Genomic DNA, 13,640 nt, shown 5'->3' with positions numbered 1-13,640 from the left:
GCGGGGGTCTGTCCTCCGTATCCTTCCTGGAGACCCCGATGCGCAAAACCCTGATTGCCTGTGCCCTCGCACTTGCCCTGACCGCTTGCGACCGCGCCGCCACGCCGGAGACCGGCGCCGCCGGCGCCCCGGCGGTCGCTGCGTCCGCCGCCGACATCGCCGCCGAAAGCCAGCGGCTGAATGCCTGGTTCGAGACGAAGTACGAGGAACAGTTGAAGTTCAGCCCGATCCAGCTGACCTTCCAGGGTCGCAAGGACCTGTACGACCAGGTGGACGACATGTCCGAACAGTCGCAGCGCGATCAGGTGGCCTGGGCCAAGGCCAGCGTCGAGGAGATGGAGAAGACCTTCGACTACGCCAAGCTCGACGATGAGGCCAAGTTCTCCTACGACCTGTGGAAGCTCCAGTACGAAAACGCGAGGGACGGACTGGCCTTCCTGCAGGACGGCTACGCCTTCGACCAGATGAATGGTGCCCAGGGTTTCTGGCCGACCTTCCTGATCAGTTTCCACAAGGTCGACGAGGAAGCGGACTACACCGCCTACATCGCCCGCCTGAAGGCGACCAGCCGCGCCTTCGACCAGTTGCTGGAGCGCGCGCGCGCATCGGCCGGGCAGGGTATCCGTCCGCCCAAGTTCGCCTATGAAGGCGTGATGGAACAGGCCAGGAAGGTCATCGCCGGTGCGCCGTTCTCGGCCGGCAAGGATTCCGCGATCTGGGCTGACGCGCAGGCCAAGGCCGATGCGCTGGTCAAGGCCGGCAAGATCGATGCCGCCCGCGCCACCGCGCTGAAGGACGAGGCGCGCAAGGCGTTGCTGGAGCAGTTCAAGCCTGCGTACGACCGCCTGATCGCGTGGAGCGAGGAGGAGCTTCCGAAGGCTGCCGTCAACGCCACCGGCGTGGGCGCGACGCATCCGAACGGCAAGGCGTACTACGAGTACCAGTTGCGCCAGATGACCACCACCGGCATGACCGCGGACGAGATCCATGCGCTGGGACTGAAGGAAGTGGAGCGCATCAAGGGCGAGATGACGGCGCTGAAGGACAAGGTGGGTTTCAAGGGTGACCTGGATGCCTTCTTCGCCTTCATCGACAGCGATGCGCAGTTCAAGTACCCCAATACCGACGCCGGCCGCCAGGCCTACATCGATGACGCCACGGCGGCCATCGACAACATCAAGAAGGTGCTCCCGGACTACTTCGGCCTGCTGCCGAAGGCCGACCTGGTGGTCAAGCGCGTGGAGCCGTTCCGTGAGCAGGACGGCGCCGCCCAGCACTACTACCCGGGGACGCCGGATGGTTCGCGCCCGGGCGTGTACTACGCGCATCTGTCGGACATGGGCGCGATGCCCAAGCCCGAGCTGGAGGTGATCGCCTACCACGAGGGCCTGCCGGGCCACCACATGCAGATCGCCATCGCGCAGGAGCTGACCGGCGTGCCGAAGTTCCGCACGCAGTACGGCGTCACCGCGTATGCGGAAGGCTGGGGCCTGTATTCGGAGTGGCTGGCGAAGGAAATGCCGGGAACCTACAAGGACCCGTACTCCGAGTTCGGTCGCCTGAGTTCCGAGATGTGGCGCGCGATCCGCCTGGTGGTGGATACCGGACTGCACGCCAAGGGCTGGACCGAGCAGCAGGCGGTGGAATACTTCGATGCCAACAGCGCGGTGCCGCGGGCGGCGATCGAGTCCGAAGTGAAGCGCTACCTGATCATGCCAGGGCAGGCCACGGCCTACAAGATCGGCATGATCAAGATCCAGGACCTGCGCAGGAAGGCGGAAACCGAACTCGGCGACAAGTTCGACATCAAGGGATTCCACGACACCGTGCTCGGCGGGGGCGCGCTTCCGCTGACGTTGCTGGAGCGTCGCGTTGATCAGTGGATCGCGAAGCAGAAGGCGGCCAAGCCGGCCTGATCATCGATCTTCAGTGATACCGAGAACCCCGGCGTTGCGCCGGGGTTCTTGTTTTCGGACTCAGTGCGCCTTGGTCAGCAGGTCGAGGTTTGCCGGCAGCCACGCATCCAATGCGGTCGGCGACCGGCCGGTGAGCTGGCGGTAGTCGTCCGTGACCTCGCCGAGATCGCCGGCAGCGGTCGCGGCGTCGAACGAGGCGAACATGTCTGCCAGCACCGGCGGAAAGCCGTGCGCTTTCAGGCCTTCGATCAACTTCTCTGGCGTGATGTCGACGACGGCAAGCGGCTTGCCGGTGAGTGCCGAGGCGCGCGCGGCGACGTCGCGCGCCGACCACGCCTGTTCACCGGTCAAGGTGAGGATCTGGTTTGACGTATCCTCGGATGACAGTGCTACCGCTGCGGCGTGCGCCAGATCTTCGCGCGCGATGTAGGCGATGCGTCCTTCGCCCGCCGCCGTCGCCCACTCTCCGGATGCCAAGGCGCCCGGCAGGGAATAGGCCAGGTTCTCGAAGTACCAGGCGTTGCGCAGTACCGTCCAGCCGAGGGACGACGCGGACAGCGCCTGCTCGGTGCCCCAGTGATCGGGCGCGAATGACACGTGCGATGTGGCGGCCGACGGCAGCGAGGTATAGACGACATGCCCGACACCCACGTCCGCAGCGGCCTGCACGGCGGCGCGGTGCTGGGCGAGGCGCTTGCCCGGTTCCATCAAGGCATCGGTGCTGACGAGCAGCAGCCGGTCGGCCCCGGCGAAGGCGGCCGCCAGCGTGGCCGGCTGGTCGAAATCGGCGGCACGCACGATCACGCCGCGCGCAGACAGGTCCGCCAGCGATTCCGGAGTGCGACTGGTGACGATAAGCCGGTCGGCAGGAATCTGCAGCGTATCCAGCAGATGGCGGACGACGGCGCTGCCGAGCTGTCCGGAAGCGCCGGTGACCAGCAGGGTGGGGGCGGGGGCGTTCATGACAGGCTCCTGTTTTGGTAACGGAAAGGATGTTGGTTACGATATGGTAGTAAAGGCTGCCGCACCCACAAGCAGGGAGCGTGAAGTAACCGGGTTACCGGTCAGTAACCATGCCCTGGAGTCGGACCATGACCCTGCATCGCCAATCGCTGATCCTCGTCGAAAACTGCCCTATCCGCGATGTGCTGGACCGGCTGGGCGACCGTTGGACGGTCCTGGTCCTGCACGAGCTGTCGGCGGGGACGCTGCGCTTTTCCGAGATCCGCAAGCGCATCGCCGACATCTCGCCGCGCATGCTGGCCCAGACGCTGCGGCACCTGGAACAGGACGGGTTGGTCAGCCGCGAGGTATTCCCGACGGTGCCGCCGCGCGTGGATTACGCGCTGACGTCACTGGGGCTGTCGTTCTTCGAGCGGGTGGAGATGCTGGCGCAGTGGGCTTCGGACCATCACGATGAGGTGCGTGCGGCGCGCAGGGCGTACGTGGCGCCGGCGACCAACGCGCCCAAGTAACCCTCTGTAGGAGGGGTTTCAGCCCTGATCGTGTACCTGTCTCGTCGGCTGTCGGGGCTGAAGCCCCTCCTACAAGAAAGCCCCGGCATGGCCGGGGCTTCTTCATTCCATCGACCGCATGCCTGGTCAATGCCCGTGCACGGGCTCAGCATCCACTGATGGCGACGCGTCATCCGCATCCTTGCGGTCGTGCGCGTGGTCGCGGGCCAGGTACAGGTAGAACGCCGGCAGCACGAACAGGGTGAACAACGTACCGATGGTCATGCCCGAGGCGATCACCACGCCCATCGAGAAGCGCGACGCCGCACCCGGGCCGCTGGCAATCAGCAGCGGGATCATCGCGAACACGAGCGCGGCGGTGGTCATCAGCACCGGGCGCAGGCGGATGGCGGCCGCTTCTTCGATCGCTTCGCGCTTGGACAGGCCTCGCTCGATCTGCAGCTTGTTGGCGAACTCCACGATCAGGATGCCGTGCTTGGAGATCACGCCGACCAGCGTCACCAGACCCACCTGGGTGTAGATGTTGATGCTCATGCCGGGGAAGGCTTCGATCTGCATCATGCCCAGGATGCCGCTGAGGATCGCCAGCACGTTCACCGTCAACAGCGCGCCGCAGATCGCCATCGGCACGGTCAACAGCATGATCAGCGCATCGCGGAAGCTCTCGAACTGCGCCGCCAGCACCAGGAAGATCACGATCAGCGCCAGTGCCAGCGTGACCAGCATCGCCGCGCCTTCCTGCTTGTACTGTCGCGACTCGCCCGCGTAGTCCACCGAGTATCCCTGTGGCAGCACTTCCTTCGCGGCCTGCTCCAGGATGGCCAGCGCCTCGCCCTTGCTCACGCCGGGGCGCGGGGCGAAGGTGATGGACACCGCGTTGAGCTGCTGGAACCGCTTCAGCGATTGCGGCTGCGCGCTTTCCTTCAGCGTGACCAGGGTCGACAGCGGAATCAGTTCGCCGTCGCGGGTGCGCGTGTAATAGTTCTCCAGGTCGCTGGCATTGAGGCGATCGCTGCGCTGCACCTGCGGGATCACCAGGTACGAGCGGTTCTGCATCGCGAAGCGGTTGGTATAGCCGCCGGACAGCATCGCCGCCATGTCGGCCGCCAGCGTGCGCATGTCGATGCCCAGGCTGGCCGCCTTGTCGCGGTCGATGTTGACCTCGATGCGCGGCTTGTCGATCTTCAGGTCCTTGTCCAGGAAGATGAAGCGCTTGCTCTCCATCGCCTTCATCAGGATCTGGTCGGCCAGTTCCGCCAACTGGCTCAGGTCGCCCACGCCCCCGATGACGAACTCGCCACCACCGCCATCGCCGCCCGCGCTGGGCAGGGAGGGCGGCACCAGGGCGAAGATGTTCAGGCCGCTGACCTGGCTCATCTTGGGCTGCAGTTCCTGCTGCAGCACCGCGTTGGTCGAACGATCACGCTCGCTCCAGGGCTTCAGCACGAATCCGGCCATTGCCATCGGGCTAGCTCCGCCGCCGCTGCCGCCGAAGCCGCCGTTGAACAGGAAGTAGTCCTGCACTTCCGGCACGCCCTTGGCGATGGCGGTCACTTCCTCGGTGTAGCGCTCGACATAGTCCAGCGTGGAGTAGGGGTCCGCGCTGGCGACGGAGAAGATGAAGCCTTCGTCCTCCAGCGGCGCCGGCTCCTTGGGCGCGGTCATGTACAGGAACACGCACGACACCAGCACCAGGATGCCGAACACGCCGATCACCGACTTGGTTTCCATCGTGCCGTGCAGGCGGCGCTGGTAGCCGGCATTGATCTTCTCGAAGCGCTCGTCCAGCCACTTCTCGAGCTTGCCCTTGCCGCCTTCGCTGTGCGGCTTGAGAATCTTGGCGCACATCATCGGGGTCAGCGTCAGCGCGATGACACCGGACAGCAGCACCGAACCGGCCAGGGTGAAGGCGAACTCGGTGAACAGCACCCCGGTCATGCCGCCCTGGAAGCCGATCGGCAGGTACACCGCCACCAGCGTGGTGGTCATCGCCACGACCGGCCAGGCCAGTTCGCGTGCGCCCTTGATCGCCGCCTCGTACGGCGACATGCCTTCCTCGATGTGGCGGTGGATGTTCTCCAGCACGATGATCGCGTCATCCACCACGATGCCGATCGCCAGCACCATCGCCAGCAGGGTCAGCAGGTTGATGGTGAAACCCATCAGCAGCATCAGGAAGAGCGCGCCCACCAGCGACAACGGCACCGTCACCGCGGGAATCAGCACACTGCGCAGCGAGCCCAGGAACAGGAAGATCACCACGATCACGATGATCACCGCTTCCACGATGGTGCTGACGACCTCGTCGATGGCATCCTGGATCTGCTCGGTACTGTCGTAGGGGATCGTGGCCTTGATGCCTTCCGGCAGCTGGGGGACGATCTCGTTGTCCCACAGCGTGCGCACGTCCTTGATGACGTCCAGCGAGTTCGCGTCCGGCGACACGAAGATGCCCATGAACGTGGCGGCTTCGCCGTTGATGCGGACCGACGTGCCGTAGCTCTCCGAGCCCAGCTGCACGTCCGCCACGTCGCCCAGGCGGACGATGGCGCCGTTCTGCTCGCGGATGATCAGCTGGCGGAACTCGTCGGCATTGCGCAGGTCGGTGCGCGCGGTCATGTCGATGGCGACCATCTGTCCCTTCGTCGAACCGACCGCGGCCAGCACGTTGTTGGACGACAGCGCCGTGGCCACGTCGCTGGCGGTCACCTGCAGTGCCGTCATGCGGTCAGGCTTCAACCATACGCGCATGGCGAACGTGCCGGCGCCGAGGATGTCGGCACGCTGCACGCCCGAGACCGTCACTAGCTTGGGCTGCACCACGCGGGTCAGGTAGTCGGTGATCTGGTTGTTGTCCAGGGTCTCGCTGGCGAAGGACACGTACATCGCCGCGATCTGCTGGCCCTGTTGCAGGTCGATCACCGGATCCTCGGATTCCGGCGGCAGCTGGCCGCGCATCTTGTTGACCTTGGCGGCGATCTGCGTGAGTGCCTCGTTCGGATCCTGGTCCAGCTTGATGTAGGCCTGGATCAGGCTGACACCGGCCGAACTGGTCGAACTCAGGTACTCGATGCCTTCGGCACTCGCCACCTCGCGTTCCAGCGGCGTGGTGATGAATCCCTGGATCAGGTCGGCGTCGGCACCGTAGTAGGTGGTGCTGATGTTCACCACGGCGTTGCGCAGCTCGGGATACTGGCGCACGTTCAACTCGGTGAACGAGCGCAGGCCGAACAGCAGGATGAACAGGCTGACGACGATCGCCAGCACCGGTTTGTTGATGAAGATGTCGGTGAATTTCATGCCGTCGCTCCGTCAACGGTTTTCGGGCTTGGGCTGGGCCTCGGTCACCGGCTGCACCTTGTTGTTCACCACCACTTCGGCGTCATTGCGCAGCTTCAGCAGGCCACTGGTGGCCACGCGTTCGCCGGGCTTCAGCCCTTCGGTGACGGCGATCAGGTCGCCGCGGGTGGTCCCCGTCTTCACGAAGCGCTGGCGTACCACCAGCTTCTTGCCCGTCAGCGGTTTGCCCTGCATGTCCTTTTCGCCTTCGGCGCGCTGGACTTCCTGGATCACGTACACCGCGTTGCCGTAGGGGTTGAAGCTGATCGCGGTCTGCGGCACCACCACCACCTTGCGGCTGTCGCCGGTATCGAAGCCCACGTGCGCGAATGCGCCGGGTCGCAGGTTGTATTCGGGATTGGCCAGCGTCGCCTGCACCTTGAAGTTGCGCGTGGCCGGGTCGACCTGCGGTTCCACCGCCGTGACTTCGCCTTCGAACACCTGGCCGGGCAGGGCGTCGACGGTGGCACGGATCTTCGCCCCCGGCAGCATCTGGCCCACGCGCTGCTCGGGCAGGGTGAAGTCGAGGTAGATGGGGTCCAGTGCCTGCAGGCTGACAATGGCATCGCCGGGCGTGAGGTACTGGCCTAGGTTGACCCTGCGGATGCCGAGCACGCCGTCAAACGGGGCGCGGATGGTCTTCTGCGCGATCAGGGCGCGCTGGGCCTCCACCTGTGCGAGCGATGTCGCGGCCACGGTGGCGCGCTCTTCGGCCTCGGCCTGCGAGACCAGCTTGTCGCGCGCGAGGGCCTGCCAGCGGTCGCGCTGCACCGCTGCCAGTCTGGCAGAGGCTTCGAGCGACTTCATCACGGCCAGTTCGTTGGCGGTATTGAGCTGGGCCAGCACGGTGCCGGCCTTGACCGGCTTGCCGACGTCGATGGACAGGCTGCGCACCACGCCTCCGGCTTCGGTGGTCACGTCGGTGCCGTTGATGGCCACGAACGTACCGACCGCCTGCTGGGCGTCGACCCATTCCTCCTGCTTGGCGGTCCAGTCGGTCACCGCCGCGGCCGGCTGCGGCATGTTGTCGAAGAAATCGTTCATGCCCTTGCCCATGATCGCCTTGACGGCGAACACGCCGCCGAAGATCACCACGACGGCGATCAGCATCAGGATCATGCGGCGGGTGGTGGAGGGCGTTTTCCTTGCGTGCGGATCTTTCCGTGTCATGGAGGGGTCTTCGTCAAGTCGGGGGAAGTCGTCAGGTCGACGAACGAGCGATGGCGCGATCGACATGATCAGGCGCGCGATTATCACGGATCGAGACCGGCGCACATAGTGCAGGAGGGCATGGCGCGTGGCCGGGCGCTGGCCAGCACGCTTGTCCGCGGCCCCGGAGGCCCGGGATGGAGCGGCTTCGCGGACAGCAGGGCGAGCTCCGTGCCCGCGATGGGGTGGCCCGCAAAAGGAAAGCCCCGGCATGGCCGGGGCTTTCTGCACCTCCACCCGTCTCAGCGTGAGGCGGGGTTTTCCTGCTCCAGCAGGTACTCCTTCGAGGGCTCGTCCATCTTGTCGCCCAGCATGCGCCGCACGGCGATGAAGAACACCGGGATCAGCAGCAGGCCCAGGAACGTGGCGAAGAACATGCCGCCGATGACACCGGTGCCGATCGCATGGCGCGCGTTGGCGCCGGCGCCGGTCGAGATCGCCATCGGTACCACGCCCATGATGAAGGCGAACGAGGTCATCAGGATCGGCCGGAAGCGCAGGTGCGAGGCCGAGATCACCGCTTCGCGCAGCGTCTTGCCCTGCTTGCGCTCCATCACCGCGAACTCGACGATCAGGATCGCGTTCTTCGCCGCCAGGCCGATGATGGTGATCAGGCCGATCTTGAAGAACAGATCGTTGGACAGGCCACGCAGCAGCGTGAACGCGAGCGCGCCCAGGGCGCCCAGCGGGACCACCAGCAGCACCGCCACCGGGATGGACCAGCTCTCATACAACGCCGCCAGGCAGAGGAATACCACCACCAGCGACAGCACCATCAGCAGGGTGGCGCTGTTGCCGGCCAGGATCTCCTGGTAGGACATGCCGCTCCAGTCGTAACCGAAGCCCTGCGGCAGCTGGTCGGTGACGATGTTCTCCATCGTGGTCATCGCCTGCCCGGACGAACCGCCCGGCGCCGCCGAACCGTTGATGTTCACCGCCGAATACCCGTTGTAGCGCGACAGCGAAGGAGGCACGGAAGCCCACTGCGACTGCACCACGTTGGACAGCGGGATCATCGCGCGACCGCCGCTGGCGTCGGTCTGCTGGCTGCTCGGCGTGTAGATGCGCGAAAGCGAATCGGCGCCGGTGCGGTAGGCGGCGTCGGCGCGCATGTTCACGCGCTTGATGCGGCCTTCGTAGAAGAAGTCGTTGACGTACACCGGCGCCAGCATCAGCTGGATGCCGTTGTAGATGTCGCTGACCGACAGCCCCATTGCCTGCGCCTGCACGCGGTCCACATGCAGCTGCAGCTGCGGCGCGTTCTCCAGCGTGTTGGGACGCACCGCCATCAAACTCGAGTCCTGCGCCGCCGCGCCCAGCAACTGGTTGCGGGCGGCCATCAGCGCCTCCTCGCCCAGGCCCGCGCGGTCCTGCAGCCACATGTCGAAGCCGCCGAACTGGCCCAGGCCCTGGATGGTCGGCAGGTTCACCACGAAGATCTGAGCACCCTTGATCCCGTACAGGCGCTGGTTGGCCTGCTGGATGAACTCCGGCACGGTCACGTCGCGGTCGTCCCAGGCCTTGAGCCGGATGAAGGCCATGCCGACGTTCTCGCCGCGGCCGACGAAACTGAAGCCCGCGATCTCCATCACGCCTTCGAACCCGTCCATCTGCTGCAGCGTGCCACGCACCTGGTTGAACACCTGCTTGGTGTTCTGCAGGGTGTTGCCCGGCGGCAATTGCACGATAGCCAGGGCATAGCCTTGGTCTTCCTCGGGCACGAAGCTGCTCGGCAGGCGCGTGAACAGGAAGCCGCACAGCACGGTCAGCAGGGCGAACACCACCATCCAGCGCGGCGCGTGCTTGATGGCCGAGCCGATGTGGCCCACGTAGGTCTTCTCGACCTTTCCGTAGTACTTCTCGAAGACGCGGAAGACGATATTCTTCTTCTCGTGGCTGTCGTGTTCGTGCTGCTTCAGGAAAGTGGCGCAGAGTGCCGGCGTGAAGCCCAGCGCCAGGAAGGCCGAGAAGGCCATCGAGATGGCGATGGTCAGGGCGAACTGCTTGTAGATCTCGCCCGAGGCGCCACCCTGCAGCGCGGACGGGATGAACACCGCCGCCAGCACCACGGTGATCGCGATCACCGCGCCGGTGATCTGGTCCATGGCCTTGATCGTGGCTTCCCGCGGCGGCAGTTTTTCCTCCGCCATGATTCGTTCGACGTTCTCGATTACCACGATGGCGTCGTCCACCACGATGCCGATGGCGAGCACCATCGCGAACATCGTCAGCTGGTTGATCGTGAAGCCGATCAGGCTCAGGCCCCAGAACGTGCCGAGCAGCGCGACCGGGATGACCAGGGTGGGGATGATGGTGGCGCGGAAGTTCTGCAGGAACACCAGCATCACCAGGAACACCAGGATGACGGCTTCGATCAGCGTCTTGACCACTTCCTCGATGGAAATCTTCACGAAGGTGGTGGTGTCGTACGGCGAGAACCAGCTGACGCCCGACGGGAAGCTGGGCTGGAGCTCATCCAGCTTGGCGCGCACGGCCTCGGCCACGTTCAGCGCGTTGGCACCGGGCAGCAGCTGCACCGCGAAGGCACCGACCGGTTTGCCGTTGTACTGCGTGTCGAAGCCATAGCCCTGTGCGCCGAACTCCACGCGCGCGACGTCCTTCAGGCGCACGGTGGAGCCGTCGCTGTTGGCGCGCAGGATGATCTGCTCGAACTGCTCCGGCGAGTTGAAGCGGCCCTCCGCCGACACCGTGGCTGTGAAGGCCTGGCCCTCGGGAGCCGGGTCCGCACCGATGGAGCCCGCGGCGAACTGCACGTTCTGGCCGCGCACGGCGGCCAGGACTTCGGTGGCCGACAGGTTGTAGCCCTGCAGCTTGCCCGGGTCCAGCCACAGGTTCATGGCGTACTCGGAGCCGAAGTGCTGTGTGCTGCCGACGCCGGGCACGCGCGAGATCTGGTCCAGCACGCGCGAGGCGATGATGTCGTTCAGGCGATTGCGGTCGATGCTGGGGTTGTCGGACTGCAGGCCCACCACCATCAGGAAGCCGGCGTTGGCCTTGGCCACCACCACGCCCTGGGCCGTGACTTCGCTGGGCAGTCGCGGCGTGGCCAGCGACACCTTGTTCTGCACCTGCACCTGGGCGATGTCCGCGTCGGTGCCGGTTTCGAAGGTCAGCGTGATCGAGGCCTGGCCGGAGGAACTGGAACTCGAACTGAAGTACAGCAGGTTGTCGATGCCGGTCAGCTGCTGCTCGATCACCTGGGTGACCGACCGTTCGGTGGTCTGGGCACTGGCGCCGGGGTAGGTCGCGCTGACCGTTACCTGCGGCGGCGCGATGGAAGGATAGGATTCGACGCCGAGGTTGAGGATCGCGATCACGCCGGCGAGCGAGATCAGGATCGACACGACCCAGGCGAAGATCGGGTGGTTGATGAAGAACTTGGGCATGGGGGGTCCTTCTTACTCGGCCTTGCCTTGCGCCGGGGCGGCCTTGGCCTGCGCAGCCTTGGCGGCAGCGGCCTGCTCGGCGGTGATGCCCTTGGCGGGCGCGCCTTCCTTGACCTTCTGCAGTCCCTCGACGATCACCTGGTCGCCGGCGGCCAGGCCGTCAGTGATGAGCCAGTCATTGCCGACGGCCTGCTGCGTGGTCACGTTCTTGCGCACGACGTTGCCATCCTTGCCGACGATCATCGCGTAAGCGCTGACGGTGTCGCGCTGGATCGCGCTCTGCGGGATCAGGAAGGCGCCCTTCTGTTCGCCCAGCGTGGCACGCAGCGTGACGAAGGTGCCCGGCAGCAGGGTGCGGTCCGGGTTGGGGACGGTGGCGCGCAGGGAGACGCTGCCGGTGGCGGGGTCGACGACGGTGTCGGAGAAGTCCAACGTACCGGTCTGGTCGATGGCCTGCCCGTTAGGCAGGAGGACCTGCACCGTGCGCTGGCCTTCGGCGGCCAGTTGCACCTGGCCTGCGCCCTGCGCCTGGCGCAATGTCTGCAACTCGCTCGAGCTCATCGAGAAGTTCGCATACAGCGGATCGATCTGGTCGATGGTGGTCAGCAGCGTGGCATCGCCCTGGCCCACCAGGGCGCCCTCGGTGACCTGCTGCTTGCCCGCGCGGCCGGAGATCGGCGCGGTGACGCTGGCGTAGCCCAGGTTGATGCGCGCGGTCTGCACGTTGGCACGGGCCTGCTGCACGGCAGCGGCGGCGCTGCGTTCGGCGGCTTCCGCGTTGTCCAGGTCGGACCTAGAGACGAACTTCTGCGGCGCCAGCTGGCGCGCACGATCAGCGGCCGCCTTCGAATTCGCGTAGGTGGCCTGGGCCGACGCGAGATTGGCCTGCGCGGCGCTCAACGAGGCCTGCAGCGGGGCGGGATCGATCAGGAAGAGGGTCTGGCCTTCCTTCACGTCGCTGCCTTCCTGGTACACGCGCTTCTGCACCACGCCCGCCACGCGGGCGCGGACATCGGAGCTGCGGAACGGCGACAGGCGACCCACCAGCTCGCGCTCCAGCGGCACGTCCTTTGGCGTCGCACTCATCACCACCACTTCGGGTGGGGGCATCTGCTGCTGTTCGGGCTTGCTGCACGCGGCCAGGGCCGCGAACAGGGCGCTGGCCAGTACCAGGGAACGGATGGGGGCGGTCATGGGGAAGCTCCGTTTCTTTTTCTTGATGTCGGGGAAGGGGTAGGCAGGGATCGCAGGCGCCGGCCGGGCACTGCAGGCGTGGGGCTTTCGTGGTCTGGCGTGGCGGGAGCGAAGGCGCGCAGGAAGGCATCGACCGCAAACCCGGCCCAACGGCCGCGCGCTTTCGCGCTGGCGCGATGCGGTACGCCGAAATGCTGCCTGTCGAAATCGAGTCCCGTCATCATGCTGAGCAGCAGCTCCGCGGCGTAGTGCGGGTCGTCATGCCTCAGCCTGCCCTGGTCCATCGCGTGCTGCAGCCAGGCGGCAAGGCGCTGCACGAGAGTATCGCAGGCGTCACGGTAGAGCGCCTGCGCTTCCTGGGGAAATTGGTGCGCTTCTGCCATCAGCAGCCGGCGCGTGGCGACCACCGAGGGATCGCACAGGCGCCGCAGGTGTTCTTCGGCGAAGGCCAGCAGCGCCTGGCGCGGGTCTTCGACCGCGGGCGACAGGCGGGCCGTGGCGGGTTCCTGGTGTTCGGCGATCACGCTGCGCAGCAGTTCCTGCTTGCTGCCGAAGTGCGCGTATAGCGTCTGCTTCGAACAGCCCGCGCGTGCGGCCACGGCATCCATGCTGATGCGGAAGCCCTGCTCGGCCATGAGCTCGCGCACAGCGTCGTGGACACGGCTGCGACGCTGATCGAGCGCGGGAGTGGTGGCGGGTTGCATGCGGGCTAGACTATACCGTCCAGTTTAGAATTACGACAGCCTTGTATTTGTGGCATTTCCGTGCACAAAGAGGCCGCTCGCCCGGTAAAGACCGCGTGACGATCCGGCGCTCCGTCCATGCGGCGGCGCACGGTGCGTCTTGCGATGGGCACTGCTCGCACGCGGCGGAGGTCACGGAGCGTGTGCAGCTAAACAATCATCCGCGCGATTGCAAGCCTTGCTTATGACGCCTCGCAGCAAGTTTTGTCATGGCGCCGGGGGATACAATGACCATTCGACTACCAATTGTTGAGCCACTCTCTGCATGAACGCTGTGCGCAGCCCGAAAAAAGCCTCGAAAAAGACGCCCAAACCGGAAGCCATCAAGGCCACCAGATCGGTGACCCCGAAGGCGAC

8 protein-coding genes are annotated in these 13,640 nt (G+C 65.7%); 2 read left to right on the top strand and 6 right to left on the bottom strand.

The window, feature by feature from the left end:
* Positions 1-38: 38 nt before the first annotated feature.
* Complete coding sequence (locus WBN46_RS00570; RefSeq protein WP_337729866.1) at positions 39-1,916, top strand: DUF885 domain-containing protein; 1,878 nt, start codon at positions 39-41, stop codon at positions 1,914-1,916.
* Between the two features lie 60 nt (positions 1,917-1,976).
* Here WBN46_RS00570 and WBN46_RS00565 read toward each other — a convergent pair whose 3' ends face one another.
* The gene (locus WBN46_RS00565; protein WP_337729865.1) at positions 1,977-2,879 is read right to left on the bottom strand and encodes an SDR family oxidoreductase; all 903 of its coding nucleotides are present in this window, start codon (positions 2,877-2,879) and stop codon (positions 1,977-1,979) included.
* Between the two features lie 128 nt (positions 2,880-3,007).
* On the opposite strand from WBN46_RS00565, the gene WBN46_RS00560 reads away from it, so the two are divergent.
* Positions 3,008-3,391, top strand: coding sequence for a helix-turn-helix domain-containing protein (locus WBN46_RS00560; protein WP_337729864.1), 384 nt, complete (start codon positions 3,008-3,010; stop codon positions 3,389-3,391).
* Positions 3,392-3,517: 126 nt separating this feature from the next.
* On the opposite strand, the gene WBN46_RS00555 is transcribed toward WBN46_RS00560, so the two are convergent.
* From WBN46_RS00555 to WBN46_RS00535, 5 genes are all read right to left on the bottom strand, one after another.
* Entirely contained in the window at positions 3,518-6,691 is a 3,174-nt protein-coding gene (locus WBN46_RS00555) for an efflux RND transporter permease subunit (protein ID WP_337729863.1), read from the bottom strand.
* 12 nt (positions 6,692-6,703) lie between these two features.
* Positions 6,704-7,849 carry an efflux RND transporter periplasmic adaptor subunit gene (locus WBN46_RS00550; protein WP_337729862.1) on the bottom strand — a complete coding sequence of 382 codons (1,146 nt, stop codon included), beginning with the start codon at positions 7,847-7,849 and terminating at the stop codon, positions 6,704-6,706.
* Between the two features lie 332 nt (positions 7,850-8,181).
* Positions 8,182-11,346: a multidrug efflux RND transporter permease subunit gene (locus tag WBN46_RS00545; RefSeq protein WP_337729861.1), complete on the bottom strand. Its 3,165-nt coding sequence runs from the start codon at positions 11,344-11,346 to the stop codon at positions 8,182-8,184.
* Between the two features lie 12 nt (positions 11,347-11,358).
* On the bottom strand, positions 11,359-12,540 hold the full coding sequence (locus WBN46_RS00540) for an efflux RND transporter periplasmic adaptor subunit (RefSeq protein ID WP_337729860.1): 1,182 nt from the start codon (positions 12,538-12,540) through the stop codon (positions 11,359-11,361).
* On the bottom strand, positions 12,537-13,244 hold the full coding sequence (locus tag WBN46_RS00535; RefSeq protein ID WP_337729859.1) for a TetR/AcrR family transcriptional regulator: 708 nt from the start codon (positions 13,242-13,244) through the stop codon (positions 12,537-12,539). Before WBN46_RS00535 ends, WBN46_RS00540 begins: the two co-directional genes overlap by 4 nt.
* Between the last annotated feature and the right edge of the window lie 396 nt (positions 13,245-13,640).

Source organism: Pseudoxanthomonas sp. CCNWLW251 (assembly GCF_037402255.1).
Classification (GTDB): Bacteria; Pseudomonadota; Gammaproteobacteria; order Xanthomonadales; family Xanthomonadaceae; genus Pseudoxanthomonas_A.
This window is presented reverse-complemented; position numbering and strand designations above follow the sequence as displayed.

What these genes read in the sequence shown, in the direction of transcription:
- WBN46_RS00570 (WP_337729866.1), top strand. Translation starts at nt 39, where the DNA reads ATGCGCAAAACCCTGATTGCCTGTGCCCTCGCACTTGCCCTGACCGCT.
- WBN46_RS00565 (WP_337729865.1), bottom strand. Translation starts at nt 2,879, where the DNA reads ATGAACGCCCCCGCCCCCACCCTGCTGGTCACCGGCGCTTCCGGACAG.
- WBN46_RS00560 (WP_337729864.1), top strand. Translation starts at nt 3,008, where the DNA reads ATGACCCTGCATCGCCAATCGCTGATCCTCGTCGAAAACTGCCCTATC.
- WBN46_RS00555 (WP_337729863.1), bottom strand. Translation starts at nt 6,691, where the DNA reads ATGAAATTCACCGACATCTTCATCAACAAACCGGTGCTGGCGATCGTC.
- WBN46_RS00550 (WP_337729862.1), bottom strand. Translation starts at nt 7,849, where the DNA reads ATGATCCTGATGCTGATCGCCGTCGTGGTGATCTTCGGCGGCGTGTTC.
- WBN46_RS00545 (WP_337729861.1), bottom strand. Translation starts at nt 11,346, where the DNA reads ATGCCCAAGTTCTTCATCAACCACCCGATCTTCGCCTGGGTCGTGTCG.
- WBN46_RS00540 (WP_337729860.1), bottom strand. Translation starts at nt 12,540, where the DNA reads ATGACCGCCCCCATCCGTTCCCTGGTACTGGCCAGCGCCCTGTTCGCG.
- WBN46_RS00535 (WP_337729859.1), bottom strand. Translation starts at nt 13,244, where the DNA reads ATGCAACCCGCCACCACTCCCGCGCTCGATCAGCGTCGCAGCCGTGTC.